At 68.1% G+C, this 20,199-nt stretch carries 20 protein-coding genes and 1 riboswitch; of the genes, 3 read left to right on the top strand and 17 right to left on the bottom strand.

What is annotated here, in order from left to right; all coding sequences use genetic code 11:
- Nucleotides 1-61 precede the first annotated feature (61 nt).
- The gene (locus RZE79_RS20330; RefSeq protein WP_319356374.1) at nucleotides 62-499 is read right to left on the bottom strand and encodes a helix-turn-helix domain-containing protein; all 438 of its coding nucleotides are present in this window, start codon (nucleotides 497-499) and stop codon (nucleotides 62-64) included.
- A gap of 84 nt (nucleotides 500-583) precedes the next feature.
- Between RZE79_RS20330 and RZE79_RS20325 the strand changes: the two genes are divergently transcribed.
- Both RZE79_RS20325 and RZE79_RS20320 read left to right on the top strand, forming a co-directional pair.
- Nucleotides 584-1,456, top strand: a complete 873-nt coding sequence (locus tag RZE79_RS20325; RefSeq protein WP_319356373.1) for a class I SAM-dependent methyltransferase — start codon at nucleotides 584-586, stop codon at nucleotides 1,454-1,456.
- Nucleotides 1,449-1,949: a DUF2938 domain-containing protein gene (locus RZE79_RS20320; RefSeq protein WP_319356371.1), complete on the top strand. Its 501-nt coding sequence runs from the start codon at nucleotides 1,449-1,451 to the stop codon at nucleotides 1,947-1,949. The genes RZE79_RS20325 and RZE79_RS20320 overlap by 8 nt, the downstream gene beginning before the upstream one ends.
- A 1-nt stretch (nucleotide 1,950) precedes the next feature.
- On the opposite strand, the gene RZE79_RS20315 is transcribed toward RZE79_RS20320, so the two are convergent.
- Entirely contained in the window at nucleotides 1,951-3,444 is a 1,494-nt protein-coding gene (locus RZE79_RS20315) for an N-acetylmuramoyl-L-alanine amidase (RefSeq protein WP_319356369.1), read from the bottom strand.
- The gene (gene tsaE / locus RZE79_RS20310; protein ID WP_153283109.1) at nucleotides 3,441-3,935 is read right to left on the bottom strand and encodes a tRNA (adenosine(37)-N6)-threonylcarbamoyltransferase complex ATPase subunit type 1 TsaE; all 495 of its coding nucleotides are present in this window, start codon (nucleotides 3,933-3,935) and stop codon (nucleotides 3,441-3,443) included. The genes RZE79_RS20315 and tsaE overlap by 4 nt, the downstream gene beginning before the upstream one ends.
- On the opposite strand from tsaE, the gene queG reads away from it, so the two are divergent.
- The gene (queG, locus tag RZE79_RS20305; RefSeq protein WP_319356366.1) at nucleotides 3,921-4,982 is read left to right on the top strand and encodes a tRNA epoxyqueuosine(34) reductase QueG; all 1,062 of its coding nucleotides are present in this window, start codon (nucleotides 3,921-3,923) and stop codon (nucleotides 4,980-4,982) included. The genes tsaE and queG overlap by 15 nt on opposite strands.
- 4 nt (nucleotides 4,983-4,986) lie before the next feature.
- Here the strand turns inward: queG and arsC are convergent, their stop codons facing one another.
- From arsC to RZE79_RS20235, 14 genes are all read right to left on the bottom strand, one after another.
- Entirely contained in the window at nucleotides 4,987-5,367 is a 381-nt protein-coding gene (arsC, locus tag RZE79_RS20300; protein WP_319356364.1) for an arsenate reductase (glutaredoxin), read from the bottom strand.
- Nucleotides 5,368-5,391: 24 nt separating this feature from the next.
- Nucleotides 5,392-6,090: a glutathione S-transferase family protein gene (locus RZE79_RS20295; protein ID WP_319356362.1), complete on the bottom strand. Its 699-nt coding sequence runs from the start codon at nucleotides 6,088-6,090 to the stop codon at nucleotides 5,392-5,394.
- Nucleotides 6,091-6,134: 44 nt separating this feature from the next.
- A complete protein-coding gene (locus tag RZE79_RS20290; protein WP_319356360.1) occupies nucleotides 6,135-6,647 on the bottom strand; it encodes a 6,7-dimethyl-8-ribityllumazine synthase in 513 nt (170 codons plus the stop codon).
- Nucleotides 6,648-6,760: 113 nt separating this feature from the next.
- Nucleotides 6,761-6,919, bottom strand: a riboswitch (FMN riboswitch).
- 98 nt (nucleotides 6,920-7,017) lie between these two features.
- Entirely contained in the window at nucleotides 7,018-9,198 is a 2,181-nt protein-coding gene (locus tag RZE79_RS20285; protein WP_319356358.1) for a TonB-dependent siderophore receptor, read from the bottom strand.
- Nucleotides 9,199-9,515: 317 nt separating this feature from the next.
- Nucleotides 9,516-10,610: a DNA glycosylase AlkZ-like family protein gene (locus RZE79_RS20280; RefSeq protein ID WP_319356355.1), complete on the bottom strand. Its 1,095-nt coding sequence runs from the start codon at nucleotides 10,608-10,610 to the stop codon at nucleotides 9,516-9,518.
- A gap of 313 nt (nucleotides 10,611-10,923) precedes the next feature.
- Complete coding sequence (locus tag RZE79_RS20275) at nucleotides 10,924-11,802, bottom strand: sugar phosphate isomerase/epimerase family protein (RefSeq protein ID WP_319356353.1); 879 nt, start codon at nucleotides 11,800-11,802, stop codon at nucleotides 10,924-10,926.
- 8 nt (nucleotides 11,803-11,810) lie between these two features.
- Nucleotides 11,811-12,998 (bottom strand): dihydrodipicolinate synthase family protein, encoded by a 1,188-nt coding sequence (locus RZE79_RS20270; RefSeq protein WP_319356351.1) that lies wholly within the window; start codon nucleotides 12,996-12,998, stop codon nucleotides 11,811-11,813.
- A 13-nt stretch (nucleotides 12,999-13,011) separates the two neighbouring features.
- The gene (locus RZE79_RS20265; protein ID WP_319356349.1) at nucleotides 13,012-14,175 is read right to left on the bottom strand and encodes a Gfo/Idh/MocA family oxidoreductase; all 1,164 of its coding nucleotides are present in this window, start codon (nucleotides 14,173-14,175) and stop codon (nucleotides 13,012-13,014) included.
- 32 nt (nucleotides 14,176-14,207) lie between these two features.
- Nucleotides 14,208-15,638: an enolase C-terminal domain-like protein gene (locus RZE79_RS20260; RefSeq protein WP_319356347.1), complete on the bottom strand. Its 1,431-nt coding sequence runs from the start codon at nucleotides 15,636-15,638 to the stop codon at nucleotides 14,208-14,210.
- 9 nt (nucleotides 15,639-15,647) lie between these two features.
- Nucleotides 15,648-16,427: an ABC transporter ATP-binding protein gene (locus tag RZE79_RS20255; RefSeq protein ID WP_319356344.1), complete on the bottom strand. Its 780-nt coding sequence runs from the start codon at nucleotides 16,425-16,427 to the stop codon at nucleotides 15,648-15,650.
- 22 nt (nucleotides 16,428-16,449) lie between these two features.
- The gene (locus RZE79_RS20250) at nucleotides 16,450-17,457 is read right to left on the bottom strand and encodes an ABC transporter substrate-binding protein (protein ID WP_319356342.1); all 1,008 of its coding nucleotides are present in this window, start codon (nucleotides 17,455-17,457) and stop codon (nucleotides 16,450-16,452) included.
- 40 nt (nucleotides 17,458-17,497) lie between these two features.
- On the bottom strand, nucleotides 17,498-18,271 hold the full coding sequence (locus RZE79_RS20245; protein ID WP_319356339.1) for an ABC transporter permease: 774 nt from the start codon (nucleotides 18,269-18,271) through the stop codon (nucleotides 17,498-17,500).
- 31 nt (nucleotides 18,272-18,302) lie between these two features.
- Nucleotides 18,303-19,295 carry a tripartite tricarboxylate transporter substrate binding protein gene (locus RZE79_RS20240; protein WP_153283121.1) on the bottom strand — a complete coding sequence of 331 codons (993 nt, stop codon included), beginning with the start codon at nucleotides 19,293-19,295 and terminating at the stop codon, nucleotides 18,303-18,305.
- Nucleotides 19,296-19,469: 174 nt separating this feature from the next.
- Nucleotides 19,470-20,126 carry a TetR/AcrR family transcriptional regulator gene (locus RZE79_RS20235; RefSeq protein ID WP_153283122.1) on the bottom strand — a complete coding sequence of 219 codons (657 nt, stop codon included), beginning with the start codon at nucleotides 20,124-20,126 and terminating at the stop codon, nucleotides 19,470-19,472.
- Between the last annotated feature and the right edge of the window lie 73 nt (nucleotides 20,127-20,199).

Below are 20,199 nucleotides of genomic sequence, written 5' to 3'. Positions count from 1 at the left end.
CGCGCAGCGTGGGACAGGGCGCGTGTTGCCGGACGCAACGCCTGCAAGCAAACGCGTGGGGTCAGGCGGCGCGGGGCTTGGGCGGCTTCGGCGCTTTTTTCTTCGGGGCTTCCAGTGCACCCGACGACGCCGCCCGCAGGATGCGGCGGAACGTCGGGCATTCCATGTGGCTGGGCGCGGGGCAGACCGCGGCATGCCGCAGGCCGTCGCGCATCGCCGTGAGCTGGCGGATCGTGCGGTCCAGGTCCTGTGCCTTGTCGGCAAGCAGCTGCCGGTCGATGTGCGGCTTGCCTTCGGGCGAGAACATGCGGCCGATCTCCTCCAGCGAGAAACCGGCGGCGCGCCCCAGCGCGATGAGCGCCAGCCGCTCCAGCACGTCAGGCGCGAACACGCGGCGCAGGCCGTGACGGCCCGTCGATGCGATCAGCCCTTTTTCTTCATAGAAACGCAGCGTCGAGGCGGGAACGCCGGCGCGTTGCGCGACTTCCGAAATGTCCATGTGCTGCTCCCTCTTGACTTCAAGTCGACTTGAATTGGCACAGTCTAGCCTTCGCCGCTCGACGGCACCTGAAGGAAAACGATCATGGACGACGACACATCTCCCGCCAATGCAGAACAGGCCGCCTTGTGGAACGGCCGCGCCGGCAGCGCCTGGGTCCAGACGCAGGCCGTGCTCGACGCGATGTTCCAGCCGCTCGAAGCGCGGCTGACCGACGCGGTGCGCGCCGTGGGCGCCCGTCGCGTGCTCGACGTCGGCTGCGGCACCGGCCGCACGACGCTCGCAGTGGCGCGGCAGCTCGGCGCGACGGGGCAGTGCCTTGGCGTCGATATCTCGGCGCCGATGATCGAGGCGGCGAAGGCCCGCGCCGCGCGCGAGGCGCTGCCGTCGGCCCGCTTCGTCTGCGCCGACGTGCAGGGCCATGCCTTCGAGCCGGGCGCGTTCGATATGGTCATCTCGCGCCTGGGCGTGATGTTCTTCGACGATCCGGTGCAGGCCTTCGCGAACCTGCGGCGCGCTGCGACGGACGGTGCGGCCCTGCGCTGCATCGCCTGGCGCGGCGGGGCCGAGAACCCGTTCATGACGACCGCCGAGCGCGCCGCCGCACCGCTGTTGCCCGGCTTGCCGCCGCGCCGGCCGAACGCACCGGGCCAGTTCGCGTTTGCCGACCGCGCACGGGTCGCGGGCATCCTCGAGGCGAGCGGGTGGGGCGAGGTCGACATCCAGCCGTTCGAGGTCGAATGCGCGTTCCCTGCGACGGCGCTGGTCGACTACTTCACGCGGCTCGGGCCGGTCGGGCTGATCCTGCAGGAGACGGATGCACAGACGCGCGCGAAGGTCGTCGAGACCTTGCACGCCGCTTTTGCGCCCTATGTGCAGGGCGATGAGGTGCGCTTTGTCGCGGCCTGCTGGATGATCGCCGCGCGTGCCTCGGCGCAGGAGCGCGACCGTGTCTGAGGCCGTCGAGTTCGCGCTGCGCACGCTGTGGATCGGCGCTGGTGCGACGGTGGTGATGGACCTTTGGGCGGTGCTGCGTCGGCGCCTCTTCGGGATTCCTTCGCTCGACTACGCGCTCGTCGGCCGCTGGCTCGTGCACCTGACGCGGGGGCGCTTCTTTCACGACCCCATCGGCAAGTCGCCGCGCGTGGCCGGCGAAGGCGTCATCGGCTGGACCGCGCACTACCTGCTCGGCATCGCGTTCGCAGCCGTGCTGCTCGCGGGCTGGGGATTGGGTTGGGCGCGTCAGCCGACGCTCGCTCCTGCGTTGATCGTCGGCATCGGCACCGTGGTCCTGCCGTTCTGCGTGATGCAGCCCGCGATGGGCGCGGGCTTCGCGGCGCGCCGCACGCCGCGCCCAGCGATGGCGCGGTTCCAGAGCCTGGTCACGCACGCGGTCTTCGGTGCCGGCCTTTATGCGGCCGCGGGGGGCGCCCGCGTCGCGGGCTTTTAGGTCAGAGCTGCCGGCTGCGCGCGAGCGGCGGGTTCTGCGCGAAGTAGCGCTGGATGCCGCGCATCAGCGCGTCGGCCAGGTTCTCCTGGTAGTCGGCGCGGCGCAGGTTGGCTTCTTCCTCGGGGTTGCTGATGAAGGCCGTCTCGACCAGCACGCTCGGGATGTCGGGCGCCTTCAGCACCGCGAAGCCGGCCTGCTCGACCTGCGCCTTGTGCAGCCGCGCGCCGATGCCCTTGATCTCGCCGAGCATCGCGCCGCCGAGCTTCAGGCTGTCGTTGATCTGCGCCGTGGTGCTCATGTCGAGCAGCGCGCGCTGCACCTGCGCCTCGTGGTTGCCCACGTTCACGCCGCCGACCTTGTCGGCGTCGTTTTCCTTGTTGGCGAGCCAGCGCGCGGCGCTGCTCGAGGCGCCGCTCTGGCTCAGCGCGAACACGCTGGCGCCGCGCGCGGCGGGCGTGGTGAAGGCGTCGGCGTGGATGCTCACGAACAGGTCGGCCTGCACGCGCCGCGCCTTCTGCACGCGCACGCCCAGCGGCACGAAGAAGTCGGCGTCGCGCGTGAGAAAGGCGCGCATCGGGCTGCCGTTGACGCTGGCCGCGTTGATGCGGTCGCGCAGGCGGTGCGCCACCTGCAGCACGATGTCTTTTTCGCGCGTGCCGTTCGGGCCGATGGCGCCGGGGTCTTCACCGCCATGGCCGGGGTCGAGCGCGACGATGATGATGCGGTCGGTGCGGCTGGCCGTGGCGCGCGGCGTCGGGCCGGGCGGTGTCACGGGGCGCGCCGGCGGCGCTGCAGCCACGGCGGGCGGTGGTGCCGGTGGCATCGGCAGTGGCATGCCGCCGGGGGGCAGCGCCGGCGCGGGCGCCGACGGACCGGGGCGCATGGCCTGCTGCGCCATCAGGTCGCCCAGCGGGTCGACGGGCGGCACGCCGGGGCGCACGGGCGCCGGCGAGGGCGCGGCGGGCGGCGCGGTTGCGACAGCCGGGCCGTTGCTTGGCGCGGTGCTGCTGCCGTTCTTGGGCGCATCGCGCAGCCGCTCGGCAATCAGCGCTTCCATCGGGTCGATGGCCTGCTCGGGGTACAGGTCGAGCACCAGCCGGTGCTTGTAGGCGGCCACGGGCGCCAGCGAAAACACCTGCGGGCGCACGGTCTGCTTCAGGTCGAACACGATGCGCACCACCTTCGGTGCGTTCTGCCCGATGCGCAGGCCGTTGATGAACGGGTCGCCGGGCTTGATCTTGCCGACCAGGTCGCGCAGCTCGGTGTTGAGGTCGATGCCCTCGATGTCCACGGCCAGCCGGGGCGGGCTGCCGACCACCAGCTGCTGCGAGTTGAGGCGGGCGTCGGACTCGATGGTCACGCGGGTGTAGTCGGCGGCGGGCCACACGCGCACGGCGAGGATGCTGGCGCCGCGGGCGATCTGGTGCACGCCCAGCATCAGCGCGATGCTGCCGCCTTGCAGCAGCACGCGCCGTTTCAGGCCGGTCGCCTTCATGCGGCGAGGCACGCCAGCAGATCGCTGCCGCGAGGGGTGTTCGCAAGAAGGGTCACGCTGCGGGTGTCGTCGGTCATTGCTTCTATTTTAATAGCTAGGTCGGCAGGTGGGGTGCGCCCCGCGGCGTTTTCCGGCCACTCGGCCAGCTTGAGGCCCGGGCCCGCGAAGATGTCGCGAAAGCCCGCGTCGTCCCATTCGCGCGGATCGGCGAAGCGGTAGAAGTCGAAGTGGAAGATGGCCAGCCCATCGGGCGCCTCGTGCGGCTCGACCACCGCGTAGGTGGGGCTCTTGATGCGCCCGGTGATGCCGAGCGCGCGCAGCAGGTGGCGCACGAAGGTGGTCTTGCCGGCGCCCAGGTCGCCCTGCAGCGCGATGAACGCGTCGCGCAACGCGGGCGATGCGGCGAGCGCGCGCGCCAGTGCGTCGGTGTCGTCTTCGCCCTGCCAGCGCAGGGTGCGCGTTTCTACAATCGGCAAGTGATCGTCAGCCATCCACTCATTGCTCGTATTCAGGCCTTGGCCCGGGAACTCGGATTCTCCCAAATCGGAATCGCGGGCGTCGATCTGTCGAGCGCCGAGGACGGTCTGATGCAATGGCTGGCCCATGGGTTCCATGGCGAGATGCAATACATGGCAACACACGGCACCCGCCGCGCGCGACCCGCCGAGCTGGTGCCGGGCACGGTGAGCGTGATCACCGCGCGCATGGACTACCTGCCGCGCGCCACGCCGGGCGACTGGCAGGCCGTCGAGTTCGATCGCCTCACGCGGCCCGGCGAGGCCATCGTGTCGGTCTATGCGCGGGGCCGCGACTATCACAAGGTGCTGCGCAACCGCCTCGCCAAACTGGCCGAGAAGATCGCCGAAGAGGTCGGCCCCTTTGGTCACCGCGCCTTCACCGATTCGGCGCCGGTGCTCGAGGCCGAACTGGCCTCGCGCAGCGGCCAGGGCTGGCGCGGCAAGCACACGCTGGTGCTCGACCGCGACGCGGGCTCGATGTTCTTTCTCGGCGAAATCTACGTCGACATGGCGCTGCCGCCGAGCGAGCCCGTCAGCGCGCACTGCGGCAGCTGCAGCGCCTGCATCGATGTGTGCCCGACGCGCGCCATCGTCGCGCCGCAGCGGCTCGATGCGCGCCGCTGCATCTCGTACCTGACGATCGAGCACGCCGGCGCCATCCCGACGGAGCTGCGCCCGCTCATGGCCAACCGCATCTACGGCTGCGACGACTGCCAGCTGATCTGCCCCTGGAACAAGTTCGCGAAGAAGAGCACGCTGCCCGACTTCGACGCGCGCGAGGGGCTCACGGGCCGCACGCTGGCCGAGCTGTTCGCGTGGAGCGAGGAAGACTTTTTGCGCCGCACCGAAGGCAGCCCGATCCGCCGCATCGGCCACGAGCGCTGGCTGCGCAACATCGCGGTGGCGCTGGGCAATGCAGCGAGGTCAGGCGAGGCCGGCGCGAAGGAAGCGTTGGCCACGCGTGCCGAGCACCCGAGTGAACTGGTTCGCGAGCACGTCGCGTGGGCGCTCGCGCAGTAGAGCCTCAGGCTGGCAGGATCTCGCGCACGCACTCCCACGGCCGGCACATGAGCGTGCCGCGCGGCGACACGACGATCGGGCGTTGCAACAGGATCGGATGCGTCACGATCGCGTCGAACAGCTGGTCGTCGGTCAGCGTTTCGTCCGCCAGTTTCAGTTCTTCGTAAGGCGCTTCCTTCGTGCGCAACAGGTCGCGCGCCGTCAGGCCCATGGCCTTCGCCAGCTCGCGCAGCTTCTTTTTCGAGGGCGGCGTTTCCAGGTACAGGACGATCTCGGGCTCCACGCCGCTTTCGCGGATCAAGCCCAGCACGTTGCGCGACGTGCTGCAGTTGGGCTTGTGGTAGATCGTCATCGGGTAGGCGGTGGTCGGTGTGCGTGCGGTCATGGGGTCGATGATAGGAAACCGGGTTCAACCGCCCGGCGCGCTCGTGTCCAGCGAGAAGGGAAAGCGCGCCGCCCAGAATTCCGCCAGCCGCGGCTCGGCGTCTACGCGCCGCACCACGCGCGCCATGCGCGGCGCCACGCGGTAGAAGCGCCGGCGGGTCGGCGTCCAGCGCGACATCACGGTCACGTACAGGTCGAGCATGCTGATCTTTTCGCCGAGCAGGTAGGGCGCGGGCTCGTCGATCTGTGTGTCCATGAGGTGCCAGCACTGCGCGATGCGCTCGGCCGTGCGTTCGAGCATCGTCGCCTGCGCCGCGGGCTCGGGCGTGAGGCGCGTCGGTTCGTCGCGCACCCAGAACATCGAATAGATCGACGCCGGCAAATAGACCATCCAGCGCAGGTACCGCGTGCGCAGCGGATCGTCAGGCGCGGGGCAGAGCCCGGCCTCGGGGTAGCGGTCGCCGAGCCAGATGAGGATGGCCGCGCTCTCGGTCATCACCTCGCCCGAAGGCAGCACGAGCGCGGGCACCTGCTGCATCGGGTTGACGCCGGTCAGCCGCTCGCGCTCGGACTCGCCCTCCCAGGGAGCGACGTCGACCGTGTCGACCTGCGCGCCGATCAGCGTCAGCGCGGCATGGATGGGCGTGGCGCCCGAACCGGGCGCGCCATAGAGGGTGTAGCGGTCGGCAGCTGCTGCGGCCGCTGGAGCGGATGGAGAGGCCATCCGCGCAGGTTACTGCAGGCTTGCGCCGCTTGCCAACTGCGGGGTCAGGCGGCGAGCAGCGCGTCGACCTTGTCCAGCGCCTCGAGGGTCTTGAAGCAGGCCTCGGCCACTTCCGTGCCCTTGATCGCGAAGTGGCGGTGGAAGTACTTGCGGTGCTCCACGTGCTCGTGGAAATGGTGCGGCGTGAGCACGGCCGAGAAGATCGGCACGTCGGTCTCCAGTTGCAGCGACATCAGCGTGCTGACGACGGTGTTGGCGACGAACTCGTGGCGGTAGATGCCGCCGTCCACCACCAGCGCGCAGCCGATGATGGCCGCGTACTTGCCCGAGTTGGCGAGGCGCTTGGCGTGCAGCGGAATCTCGAAGGCGCCGGGCACATCGAAGATGTCGATGAGCTCGCGCGCCACGCCGAGCCGCGCCATCTCTTCGAGAAACGCGTCGCGTGCCTGGTGAACGATGTCGGAATGCCATTGCGCCTGCACGAATGCGATGCGCTGGCCGCGCGGCGAACCCGACGCGGTAACGGCAGAAAGGGGAAGGTCGTTGATCTGACTCATGGTGTGCCTCTAGAAAGCAGGTTTCCTGAATCAGGGCGCACGAAACCACAGGCCCGCTCGCGCGCCGGTATGCCCACAAAGAGCAAAGCAAGGCGCGCGGGCATGCCCGCATTTCGCGCTCTCTTTCATCCGGACTGTGACCGTCGGCTTCGGAATCGCACCGAAATCTGCTGACCCTCGAACCTGTGGCAGGTCCAAGGCGCTCGCGGGCTTGTGCGACTTTCGTCGCCATCACCGCCGGTGGGGAATTGCACCCCGCCCTGAGAACGCTTGCCGTCCGGCGAACCGGACGACGGCGCGATTCTAGAAGCCCCGTGCAGCGCGGGGTTGTCACGCGCGCGCCAGACCTTCGCCCGCGCGGGGATTTTCTTCAGAAGCGGTACGTGGCGCTGGCAGTCAGGGTACGGCGCTGGCCGTAGAAGCAGTCGCCGCGCGCCAGGCAGGTGGTGATCTGCACCTTGTCGGTCAGGTTGGCCACGTTGAGCGCCAGCCGCAGCGGGCCGTTGTCCCACGCGAACATCGCGTCGAACAGCGTGACCGCGGGCACGGGGTTGTTGTCCATGCCGTCGTACGACTTGCCCATGTAGCGCACGCCGCCGCCGGCCGAGAAGCCGTGCAGCCCGCCGATCGAGAAGCGCTTGGTCACCCAGGCCGAGGCCGTGTGCCTGGGCACGCCCGAGATGCGCTTGCCCAGGTCGGAGCCGTTGCTCTTCGACACGCGCGCGTCGGTGTACGCGTATGACGTGGTCCAGTCCCAGTCGCGCGCGATGCTGCCCTTGTACTCGAGCTCCAGGCCCTTCACGTGCACTTCGCCGAGCTGCACGCTGTTGAGCGGGTTGGTCGGGTCGGTGGTCTTGCGGTTGGTGTCGCGCAGGTCGTACACGGCCGCCATGAACGAGGTGCGCTGGCCCGCGGGCTCCCACTTCACGCCGGCTTCCCACTGCTTGCCGCGCTGCGGTTTGAAGGGATTGTTCGACGTGTCGACGCCGCCCAGCGGCAGGAACGATTCGGCATAGCTCAGGTACGGCGCCCAGCCGCCGTCGGCCAGGTAGACCAGGCCGGCGCGCTTGGTGGTGGCCTTGTCGTCGGCGGCCGCGGCGGGGCGGCCTTCGGTGTCGGTGGTGGCCTTGTCATGGCGCAGGCCCAGCAGGCCGATCCAGCGGCCGTACTTGACCTGGTCCTGCACGTACAGGCCCGCCTGCTTCTGCACCACCTCGGGTGCGCGCGTGTAGCTGGTGGGTGCCGTGTAGTTGCCGTACACCGGCGCGTACACGTCGAGCGCGCCTGCACGGCCGCGGCCCGACAGCTTGGAGGTGGTGTTGCGCTGGAAGTCGGCGCCCAGCAGCAACGTGTGCTCGACCTCGCCGGTCTTGAAGTGCGCTTCGGCCTGGTTGTCGAGCAGCAGCATCTTGCCGCCGTTGATGTCGCTGCTCAGGTCGCGCTCGATGGTGCGCTGGTCGGCGTTGAACACCGGGCGCGCCGGACGGCCCGTGAGGCGGTTGGCCGCGAAGCTGGTGTACGAGGTGTTGTACCAAACCTTGCTCTCCGTCGAGCGCAGGTTCTGGCGCACCGTCCAGGTGTCGTTGATGCGGTGGCTGAACAGGTAGCCGAGCGAGGTGCTGCGCGTGTCGAAGCGGTCGAAGCCCGGTTCGCCGGTGAAGGTCGAGGTCGGGATGCGGCCATACAGCGAGGGCAGCAGCGTGCCCTGCCACGGGAAGAAGCCGATCAGCGAGCCGCTCTTGTCCTTCTGGTACGACGCCTGCAGCGTGAGCGAGGTGTCGGTGTTCGGGCGCCAGGTGAGCGAGGGCGCGATCGCGATGCGGTCGTCCGACACGTGATCGACCTGCGTGCCGCTGTCGCGGTTCACGGCCACGAGACGGTACATCCACTTGCTTTCGGGATCGAGCGAGCCGGTGAAATCGGCCGCGATCTGCTTGCGCGAGTGGCTGCCCAGCTGCAGCTGCACCTCGCGCTGCGTCTCGGCCTGCGGGCGCTTCGACACGAGGTTGAGCACGCCGCCGATGCCGCCCTGGCCGTACAACACCGACGAGGGGCCGCGCAGCAGCTCCACGCGCTCCAGCATGTACGGCTCGGGCTTGCTGCTGTTGTAGACGCCGTAGGTGCGTTGCATGCCGTCCAGGTACTGGACGGCGTCACCGCCGCGCACTTTGAACGAGTCGCCGCGGCTGTCGAAGTAGCTCGACACCACGCCGGCCGTGTAGTTGGTGGTTTCGCGCAGCGTGAGTGCGCCTTGCGCTTCCATCTGGTCGCGCGTGACGACCGAGATGGCCTGCGGCGTTTCGATGAGCGGTGTGTCGGTCTTGGTGGCGGTGCTGCCGCGCCGCGCGACGAAGCCCGTCACGGGGCCGGTGGCGGTCTCGCCCGCGTCGCCCGAGACGGTGACGGTGGGCAGGGCTTGCCGTGTTTCGGTCGCGGCGGCTTCTTGCGCGTGGGCGTGGGCGCTGGCGGCGAGTGCCACGGCGGTGGCCGCGAACGCGGCATAGCCGCGCCGTGTGCGCGGCGTTCCGGGGCGATGGTTCTTGAATGTCATGTGCAGCTTCTCCTGTGTCCTGCGTCGGATGTGTCTAGGGCGGGCGAGTGGCTGCGGCGGGCGATCGGGCGCGCCATGGCTTCTCCGGTGCGATCAGAAAAACGAAACGAACGAACGCGTGCGTGCCGTGGCACTTTCCGAAAGGAAAGCGCACCGGCTGGTGTTGTGTGTCTACGGCGTCGTGGGGGCAGTGGCCGGGTGCGACGACCGGTGGTGTCGTCGCTCGGGCTGCTGCGTCTTCGTTCCTTCGAAGACGGCTGGCGGGCTCGCGGCGGGCGCGGGCGGCTGGCTGAGGCGGGCGATTATAAAAGGCCGCGTCAGCGGCCGGCGAGGAACTGCGTCATGCGGTGCAGTTCTTCGTCGAGGCTGGTGCGGAAGGCCGCGCCGTGCGGCTTCTTCGCATCGGCGTAGCCGAACGCCGGCTGCAACCGGCCTTCTGGCGCACTCACGTTGGCCCAGCCGATCACGCGGTCGTGCCACAGCATCGGCAGCGCGTAGTAGCCGAACTGCCGTTTCGGCGCCGGCGTGTAGGCCTCGAACTTGTACGTCCAGCCCCACAGCAACTCGAAGCGGCGGCGGTCCCACACGACCGGGTCGAAGGGCGCGAGCAGGCGCACCGCCTCGTCGGGCGCATGGCGCTTCGAGGCGGGATTTTCGTCGGCGGGCCAGTACCAGGTGGTGCCGTCGATGCGACAGCTCGCCAGTTCTTCGCGTGCCAGGCGCAGCGCCGCCTGCGTCTGCGCAGAAAGATGCGGCGCGCCGTAGCCGAGCAGGCGCACGAGGTAGGTGAGGCTGGCCGCGGGCAGCGGCGCGTACTTGCGCACGATCAGTTCGATGAGCGCGGCCGCGCGCCGCGCGCGTCCGGCGGGGCTGTCGTCGGCGGGCAGATGGTTCACCGCTTCATAGACCCGCGTGCCGCTGTCGCGCCGCACCACGCGCAGCATGCCGCGGTAGTGCATGCCGTCGAGCAGGTGCGTGGTCGCATTGCTCGAGCCGCCCCAGTAGTTCTGGATGCGGCCATGCGCAAAGTGCTGCTCGACCTGGCGCGGATGCACCGGCCCGTGTTCGCGCACATAGGCCAGCACGTCGGCGGCCTTGCGGCGCGTGTCGGCGTCCCAGGCCTGCTTGGCTTCGCGCGGATGCATGAGCGCCAGGTGCTCGCGCGGGAGGAAGCCGTAGTTGACGAGGCAGTCTTCCTCGATCGCGAGCCGCGCGTAGCGGCTTTCGAGATCGCCCGCGCGGTAGTCCTTCACGCGGTGGCGCAGCGTGAGGTCTTGCGCCCGCGCCGGCGCACGAATCGGGTCGGCCTGCACGAAGCCGAGCTTGCGGATCGCGGCGGGGAGCGTCGTGGGCGTGAAGAGGGTGCGTGCGACGGCGTAGCGGCGCAGGTCGTCGAGGGTCGGGTCAGCCATGGGGCGGATTGCAGCACAGGTCGCCGCTTCTCGCTTCGTGGCCAGTTGCAGTTCAGGCGTCGCTCCCGCCGACGAGGTACCTTGCTCCGCGAATGTCCCCCGGCCTGCGGCCTCCTCCTTGATTTCGCTGCGCAAGGCACCTCATCGACGTGAGCGGGTTCAGCGCGGTGGTTGTTCGGATGGCACAACGACAGCGCCCAGTGTACTCAGGACACTGGGTGCTTCCCGCAGCGAAATAAAGGAGGAGCGAAGCGGGGGACATTCGCGGAGGGAAGTACCCGGTGGCCTGGGCACGCGCCCTGAACAGCCGCGCTCAGACCGCCGTCTTGTGCCGCTCGATGCAAACGTCGAGCGTCTCCGCCCCAGGCCGTTGCCACCATTCCAGGTTCGAAAAAATCTCGACCTCGCTGAAACCCGCAAAGCCCGCATCCTCGACCCAGCCGCGAATCTTCTTCAGCTCGACCACGCCGTCACCCATCATCCCGCGATCGGAGAGCAGGTCGCGCGTCGGCGTGAGCCAGTCGCAGACGTGGTACGCCAGCAGCCGCTCGCGGCCGGCGCGGGCGATCTGCTGTTGCAGCTTCGGGTCCCACCACACGTGATAGATGTCGAGCGCCACGCCGAGCATGCCGGTCTTGCCTGCGTCGAGTTCGTCGCACAGGTCGAGTGCGTGTTCGAGCGTGTTGATGCAGGCGCGGTCGGCGGCCTGCATCGGGTGCAGGGGCTCGATGGCCAGCGGCATGCCGACTTCGCGGGCGTATTCGAGCGATGCGGCGATGCCGTCGCGCACCTCGCTGCGTGCGCGGGCGATGTCGGTGTACGCGGCCTTGCCGTCGAGCGCGCCGGGCAGGGCGCCGACGACGAGCACGAGGCAGGGCGCGTCGAGCGTCTTGGCTTCGTCGATGGCGCGGCGGTTGTCGTCGAGCGCGGCCTTCAGGCCCGCCGCATTGGGCGCCGGGAAGAACCCGCCGCGGCAGTAGCCCGAGAGGCCGATGCCATGCGCCTTCAGCTGCTTCGCCACCTTGTCGAGCCCGACGGCCGCGACCTGGTCGCGCCACGGGCTGATGGCGCGGATGCCGCGCTCGGCGCACTGGTCGATGAGGCGGTCGAGCGGCACCTCGGTGCCCGACTGCTTGCGGATGGTGGCCGTGTTGATCGACAGCCAGTCGTGGTTCTGCGAGAAATCACGCATGGCCCGGGTCAACCTTCCACGCCGTGCAAAGCCAGCAGCGTCTTCATGCGGCGCACCGCAAGCTCGGGTTGTTCCAAGAGATTGGCCGCATCCGCGAGACGGAACAGCTCGGCGAAGTGCTGCAGCGAACGCGTGCTCTGCTGGCCACCCACCATCGTGAAGTGCGTCTGGTGGCCGTTGAGCCAGGCCATGAACACCACGCCCGTCTTGTAGAAGCGCGTGGGCGCCGCGAAGATGTGGCGCGACAGCGGCACCGTCGGGCCGAGGATCGCGTGGAACTTCTCGGTGTTGCCTTGCGCCAGTGCGCCCAGTGCAGCGCTCGCAGCCGGCGCGATGGCGTCGAAGATGCCCAGCAGCGCATCGCTCTTGCCGTGCATCGGCTCGTCGCCGAAACCATCACCGGCAATCAGCTCGGCGTAGTTGAAGTCGTCGCCCGTGTACATGCGCACGCCCTTCGGCAGGCGGCGGCGCATGGCGATTTCCTTGTCCTTGTCGAGCAGCGAAATCTTGATGCCATCGACCTTGTCCGGATGCGCCGCGATGATGCCCACGGCGGTGTCCATGGCCGCATCGACGTCCTTCGTGCCCCAGTAGCCTGCCAGCGCCGGGTCGAACATGTCGCCCAGCCAGTGCAGCACCACGGGCTGCTTCGCCTGGCTCAGGATGCGGTCGTACACGCGCTCGTAGTCAGCAGGGCTCTTCGCCACGCGGGCCAGCGCACGGCTCGCCATCACGATCAGCTTGCCGCCCAGCGCTTCGATGGCGGCCATCTGATCTTCGTAGCCGCGGATCACGTCGTCGACGCTCTTCACGTCGTCGATGTTCAGGTGGTCGGTGCCGCAGCCGGAGGCGACGAGCGCACCGGGCACGTCTTTCGCCGCATCGAGCGAGCGGCGAATGAGTTCGAGCGACGTGGGCCAGTCCAGGCCCATGCCGCGTTGCGCGGTGTCCATTGCCTCGGCCACGCCCAGGCCCAGCGAGAACAGGTGACGGCGGTAGGCGATGGTGGTGTCCCAATCGACCGCCGCCTGCAGCCACGGATCGACGGCCGCGAGCGGATCGGCCACGACGTGCGCGGCCGAGTAGGCGATGCGGTTGAACTTGACGCCCGCTTCGGGCTTCACCGGCGCGGTGCCGCGCAGGGCGTAGGGCGCGAGCGATCCGCTCGCGGTGGGGAGGGTCAGCGACAGTGCCATGGCAGCTTCTTCTTCAGACCTTCAGCGTGGGCACATCGACCCAGCGGCGGTCCTTCCACGACTCGAGCGCGGCCTCGACCAGCTGCACGCCCTTGGCGCCTTCCGGCAGCGTCCACTTGTAGGGCTCGTTCTCGACCACGTGGCGAATGAAGTGCTCCCACTGGATCTTGAAGCCGTTGTCGTAGACCTGCGAATCCGGAATCTCCTGCCACTGGTCGAAGAAATTCATCATCTGCTTCTCGTCGGGGTTCCACACCGGCCGCGGCGTGGCGACGCGCGACTGGGCGCGGCAGCTCGACAGGCCGGCCACGGCCGAGCCGTCGGTGCCGTCGACGTGGAAGGTCACGAGGTCGTCGCGGCGCACGCGCGTGGCCCAGCTCATGTTGATCTGCGCGATCACCGGTTCGCCGTTGTGGCCCGTGAGTTCGCAGGTGGCGTAGGCCGCGTCGTCGGCGGTGGCTTCATACGGTTGGCCGGCTTCGTCCCAGCGCTTGGGGATGTGCGTGGCACCGATGCACGAGACAGACTTCACTTCGCCGAACAGGTTGTCCAGCACGTAGCGCCAGTGGCACATCATGTCCAGGATCATGCCGCCGCCGTCTTCCTTGCGGTAGTTCCAGCTCGGGCGTTGGATGGGCTGCAGGTCGCCCTCGAACACCCAGTAGCCGAACTCCAGGCGCACGCTGAGCATGCGGCCGAAGAAGCCAGCGCGGCGCAGCATGTCGAGCTTGCGCAGGCCGGGCAGGAAGAGCTTGTCCTGCACGGCGCCGTGCTTCAGGCCCGAGCCTTCGGCCAGGCGCGCGATTTCGACGGCTTCGTTCAGGTTGGTCGCGATCGGCTTCTCGCAGTACACGTGCTTGCCGGCGCGGATGGCTTTGGCCAGCAGCGTGGGGCGCATCTGCGTGGTGCCGGCGTCGAAGAAGATCGTGTCGTCCTTGTTCTCCAGCGCCTTGTCGAGGTCGGTGCCCCAGCGTGCGATGTTGTGGGTCTTGGCGAGCGCTTCCATCTTCTCGGCGTTGCGGCCGATGAGGATCGGGTCGGGCATGACCTTGTCGCCGTTCGACAGCGTGACGCCGCCTTGCGCGCGGATCGCGCAGATCGAGCGGATCAGGTGCTGGTTCATGCCCATGCGGCCGGTGACGCCGTGCATGATGATTCCGAGACGTTGGGTGGCCATCGTTTTCTTCCTTGGGATGCGAGAGGGGTGCTTCAGTAGACGGAACGCATGGCGTCCCACGAGATGCCGGCGCCGGGTTTGCCGGTGGCAAAGCCGGGCGCGGTGGCGAGCGAGGACAGGGACAACTGTCCTTCGCGCAAGGCGAGGCGCGTGGCGCCGTCGCTGGTTTCGTAGAGGCCGGGGTGCAGCTGCGACAGCGCCTGCTGCTCGGCCTCGGGAACGGCGGCGAGGCCGTTGACGTAGTGGTGGCCGTTGCGCTCGACATGCGAGAGGCCGAGCCAGCCGACGAGCGCGAGGTCTTGCTGCACGCCGATGCCGGCCTGCATGGTGAGGTCTTCGCCGGAGAGAAAGTAGCGCGGCTTGTCTTCTGCCGCGTTCCAGTGCGCGCAGCGCGCCGCGTTGACCACCGATTTGTAGAAGCCCTTGCAGCTCTTGCTCGACACGCCGGTGTAGCCGAGCGCGCGGGCCTGCACGAAGGCATCGATCGTGGCGTCGGATTCGTCGATGAGCAGCGGAATGCGCTTGCCGAGCGCCGACACGTCGCGCTGCAAGGCGGCATCGCGGCGAATCGGCTGCTCGACGAAGACGGTCTTCTGCGCGAGCTTCCACAGCACGGGCGTCGAGAGCATGCGGTCGAGAAAGACGGCGAAGTCGTCGGCATCGGCGTACTGCTCGTTGCCGTCGAGCGTCACGAGCTGTGCGTGGCCGTCGATCACGCGGGCGATGCGCTGGAGGCGGTCGATGTCCTGCGCGGTGTTGCCGCAGAGCTTGAGCTTGAAGTGCGTGAGGCCGTAGCGCTTCACGGCGGCGGAGAGCGTGGTGGGCAGGCCGTCGGTGGGGGCGTCGGGCAGCGCGTCGCTGTCGTCGATCGCATCGGCCAGGCCGACGGTGTGGCGTGCGGCGATGCTGGTGCGCGGCGATTGGCGGCCGAGGAAGGCGGGCATGTCGAAGGCCGCGAGATCGTCGGCGAGTCCGCTGCCTGCGATGTCGATGCCGCACAGGTTGGTGCTCATCGCCGCTGCGAAGCTCGTGCCGGTGTGCAGGCACAGCGCGTCCATCACGGCGCGGTCGATCAGCGCGGGGCCGTAGCTGGCGACCAGCGCCTGCAGTCCCTTGGCCTTCGCGCGGGCTTGCAGCGCAGCGTAGTTCGAGGCGAAGTGCGTCCACGCGGTCTGCGCGTCGTCTTCGGCGACGTAGGCGTCACGTGCATCGCGCAGCGCAAAGCGTAGCTGCTCGAAGTTCTGTTCGTTGGTCAGCGTCGGGTTCTTGTCGAACCACTTGGGCACCATCATCTCGGCGGCACAGCCTTCGGCCGTGCCGCCGTTCGCGAAGCGGATGCGGGCCCGCACGTAGACCTGCGGGCAGGCGGTGACGGTGGCCGCACCAAAGCGGAACGGCAGCCGGAGCGCCACGTCGCGCTCGGCGAAGCGGATCTCTTCGATGTGGAAACGGGGCGCGTCCATGGCTCGCGTTCAGTGGTCCAGGATGCCCTGCGAGAAGAAATGCGCGCGCACCAGCTTCGTGTACTGGCCGAACTCGGGCGAGGCCATCATGTCGAGCGTGCGCGGGCGCGGCAGGTCGATGTCATACACGGCGGCGATCGAGCCGGGGCGTTCGCTCATCACGATCACGCGGTCCGACAGGAAGATCGCCTCGGGGATGCTATGGGTGATGAGCATCACGGTCTTCTTCGACGCCATCCAGATGCGCTGCAGCTCGAGGTTCATCTTCTCGCGCGTCATCGCGTCGAGCGCGCCGAAGGGCTCGTCCATCAACAGCACCGACGGGTCGTGCAGCAGCGCGCGGCAGATCGATGCGCGTTGCTGCATGCCGCCCGAGAGCTGCCACGGGTACTTGCCTTCGAAGCCCTTGAGGCCGGCCATCTCCATCAGCTCGCGTGCCCGGGCCTGCGAGGCGGGCTTGGGCAGGTGGCGCATCTCGGCCTGCAGCAGGATGTTGTCTTCCACGCTGCGCCAGGGCAGCAGCACGGCGCTCTGGAACACGATGCCCACGTCCTTCTGCGGTCCCTGGATCGGCTTGCCGGCCAGCGTGAGTTCGCCGCCGCTGATCGGCAGCAGGCCCGCGACCATCTTGAGCAGCGTGCTCTTGCCGCAGCCCGACGGGCCGACGACGGAGACGAATTCGCCTTCCTCGATGGCGAAGTCCAGCGGCTTGAGCGACTCGACCGGGCCGTCCTTGCTTTGATAGGTCTTCGAGACGCCGCGCGCTTCGATCAGGTTGACTTGGGACATGGAATGCGTGAGGGGCAGGAAATCAGTTCGGCAGGAAGTCGAGGGTCACGTAGTCCTCGGGCTTGCCGCGCGTCGATGCATCCATGCCGCCGTACTGCACGAGCAGATCGAGCGAGTCGTTGACGTTCTTCATCGCCACGCGGAACGGCCGCTGGTTGGCCGTGTCCTTCGTGTGATACAGCGCCACGCTCTGCTTCATGCCGACGATGAGCGTGTCGCGCACGCCGGCCTTCGGGTTGGCCTTGAGCATCGCGTCCACGGCCGCCTCGGGGCTCTTCTCGGCGGCTTCAGCGGCCTTGGTGGAAGCGCGCATGAAGCGCTTCACGAGGTCGGGGTTTTCGGTCAGCAGGTTCTTGTGGGTGATGATCCCGGAGCTGATCTGGTTCACGCCCGAGTCGGCAAAGCGGATCGGCGTGACGGGCTTGCCGGTGGCGTCCTGCAGCTTGATGGCCTGGTCCATCACGTAGCCCAGAAGCAGGTCGGCCTGGCCGTTGGTCACCGCATTGAGCTTGGTCTGGCCGTCGCCCGAGACGATCTTCACCTGGTCGGCCTTGATGTTGTTGACCTTGAGGAACAGCGGCCACATCTGCGACATCGAATCGCCGGGCGTCACGGCCACGGTCTTGCCGATGATGTCCTTGGGCGTCTTGATGTTCTTCTCGCTGAAGCCCATGACCGACATCGGGCTCACCTGGAACAGCACGCCGGTCGACTTGAGCGGCGCGCCCTTGGCAGCAGCCTTGATCATCGTGGTGACGTCGATGTAGCCGAAGGTCGCCGACTTGGCGGCCACCGCCTGCGCGGTGACGGCGGAGCCGCGGCCTTCCTGGATGTCGAGCTCGATGCCTTCCTCGGCGTAGAAGCCTTTCTCCTTGCCCAAAAAGAAGGGCGCGTGCTCGCTGTACAGGTACCAGTTGAGCATCAGCGTGACCTTGTCCTTCGGCTTGTCGCCCTGCGCGTGGGCAGGTGCGATGGCGAAGGTGGCGAGCGCGGCTGCGGCGAGCAGCGAGGGAAGCAGCAGTTTCTTCATGGCGTTGTCTCCGGGGGTTTTCTAGGTATGGCGAAGGAACTCATTGCACGTGGCGCTGCGAGGCATGCCACGGAATCATCACGCGCTCGACCAGGTCGACGGCGACGAAAAGGATCACGCCGATGCTCGACAGCACGACGAGCGCGGCGAACATCAAGGGCAGGTCGAAGTTGCCGTTGGCCACCTGCAGCACGTAGCCGATGCCCGAGTTGGAGCCGACGAATTCACCGACCACCGCGCCCACCACGGCCAGCGTGACCGACACCTTCAGGCCGCTGAAGATCGCGGGCAACGCTTGCGGCAGGCTGATCTTGAAGAAGGTCTGCAGGCGGCTCGCGCCCATCGAGCGGGCCAGGTCGAGCATGTCGGGCTCGACCGACTTGAAGCCCATCACGGTCGACACCACCACCGGGAAGAAGCCCAGCAGAAAAGCGCTGATCACCTTGGGCAGGATGCCGAAGCCGAACCACACCACGAACAGCGGCGCAATCGCGACCTTCGGAATGCTCTGCGAGAACACCAGCAGCGGGTACACGTACGACTCGACCAGGCGCGAGTAGGCGATGACCATCGCGATCGGAATGCCGATGACGATCGTCAGCCCGAAGCCGCCCAGCGTGGCGAGCGTGGTCTTCCAGGCTTCGGTGAGCAGGCGCGGCCATTCGGCCACGAGCTGCTTCACGACCTCCCACGGCGGGGGAATGAGGTAGGCCGGAATCTTGAAGAGGCGGATCGTCAGGTCCCACAGCACCAGCAGCAACAGGATCAGGAAGAACGGGCGCAGGGCCGGGGAGAGCAGGAGCTTGCGGAACATGGCGATGACGACGGCAGCCTCTTGTGTCGGACTACGGCTGGACCGACAGGCCGGCGGCCTTCACGAGCTGCGCGTTGCTCGCGATCTCGTCCTTGATGTAGGCATCGAACTGCTCGGGCTTGAGCGTCCAGGCGTCGGCGCCCAGCTTGAGGAAGCGCTCCTTCACCTCGGGCGTGGCCAGCGCCTTGACCACCTCGTCGTGCAGGCGGTTGACGACGTCGCGCGGCGTCTTGGCGGGCGCCATCATGCCGATCCAGAAGTTGAACTCGGAGCCGGGCACGCCGGCCTCGGTGGTGGTGGGCACGTCGGGCAGGGCGGCGGCGCGCTTGGGCGAGCCCACGGCCAGTGCCAGCAGCTGGCCGTCCTTGATCTGGCCGATGACGGGCGCGATGGGCGAGAAGTAGTAGTCGACGCGGCCCGAGAGCACTTCGGTGACGGCTTCGCCCGATCCCTTGAACGGGATGTTGGTCGCGTCGATCTTCGCGGCCATCTTGAACTTCTCGGCGTTCAGGTGCGTGGCGCTGCCCTGGCCGGCCGAAGCGAAGTTCATGCTGCCGGGCTTGGCGCGCGCGGCGGCCAGCAGCTGCGGCAGGGTCTTGATGTTCTTGCTGGGCGAGATGACCAGCGCGTTGGGCAGCGACGAAATGGGCGTAACGCCCGCGAAGTCGTGCAGCGTGTCGAACGGCAGCTTGGCGAAGGTCGAAGGGCTGACCGTGTGCGACGACGAATGGATCATGACCGTGTAGCCGTCGGGCGCGGCCGTGGCCACCGCCTGCTGGCCGATGGTGCCGCTGGCGCCGCCGCGGTTGTCGATGACCAGCGTCTGGCCCATGCTGGTGCTCATCTTGTCGGCGATGGCGCGGGCAATGATGTCCGTCGTGCTGCCGGCGGCGAAGGGAACGATCACGCGGATCGGCTTGGTGGGGTAGCCGTTCTGCGCTGCGGCCAAGCCCGGCAACAGGGCGGCGATGCAGGTCAGCGAGGCAAGGACGGTGGTGCGTGCAGTGCTGGCAAGGGGCTTCAAGGTGTGTCTCCGCGCGGTCGGGCCGCATTCTTGGATCGATCAATTCACCAACGAGTGAATTGCCGATTTTAGGAACGGCTGCGCCGCAGCGTCAACGGCGGCTGCCTAGTGATTACCCGGAGAACGAGGGAGAGGGGTGGGCGCGCCCGCAGCGGGGCGCGCCCCCGATGCCGGTCAGTGCAGGACGTAGCCCAGCACGAGGTCGGTCATGTGCGAGAGGCGTTGCGCCATCGCCTTGGGGGCACGCAGGTCACGCCCGAAGATGGCCGACAGCGTGTGGTTGTTCGAGAGGTAGAAGTAGCACAGCGATGCGATGGAGATGTACAGCTGCACCGGGTCGACGCCGGCACGAAAGAGGTTGTCTTTCTTGCCGCGCTCCAGCACGGTGGCGAGCAGCTGCACCAGCGGCGAGTTCATCTCCTGGATGCGGTCGGAGCGCTTCAGGTGCGAGGCGCCGTGCAGGTTCTCGCTGTTGAGCAGCGTGATGAACTCGGGGTGCTCCAGGTAGTAGTGCCAGGTGAACGACACCAGCTGGCGGATCGCCTCGACGGGCTCGATCTCGTCGAGATGCAGGCGCTGTTCGGCGGCGCGGATGTCGGCGTACACGCGCTCGAGCACGGCCAGGAACAGGTCGTCCTTGCTGCCGAAGTAGTAGTAGATGAGGCGCTTGTTCAGGCCTGCGCGCTCGGCGATGCTGTCCATGCGCGCACCGGCCAGCCCGCGCGCGGCGAACTCGTCGCGCGCCGACGCGAGGATGGCCAGCTGCGAGCGGTCGGCGTCGCGCGAGCGCGGCTCGAGCGTTTCGGGCAAAGAGTCCTTGGGGGCCTTCATGACGCGAATTTAACCAATTGGGGAATTAAGACAAGGCGTGGAAGGCGGGCGCACATAATTGCCGGAGACATTT

The sequence above is a fragment of the Variovorax sp. EBFNA2 genome, assembly GCF_033802765.1.
GTDB lineage: Bacteria > Pseudomonadota > Gammaproteobacteria > Burkholderiales > Burkholderiaceae_C > Variovorax > Variovorax paradoxus_H.
Note: the sequence above shows the minus strand (reverse complement) of the source record. Positions and strands in the feature narration are given on the sequence as shown.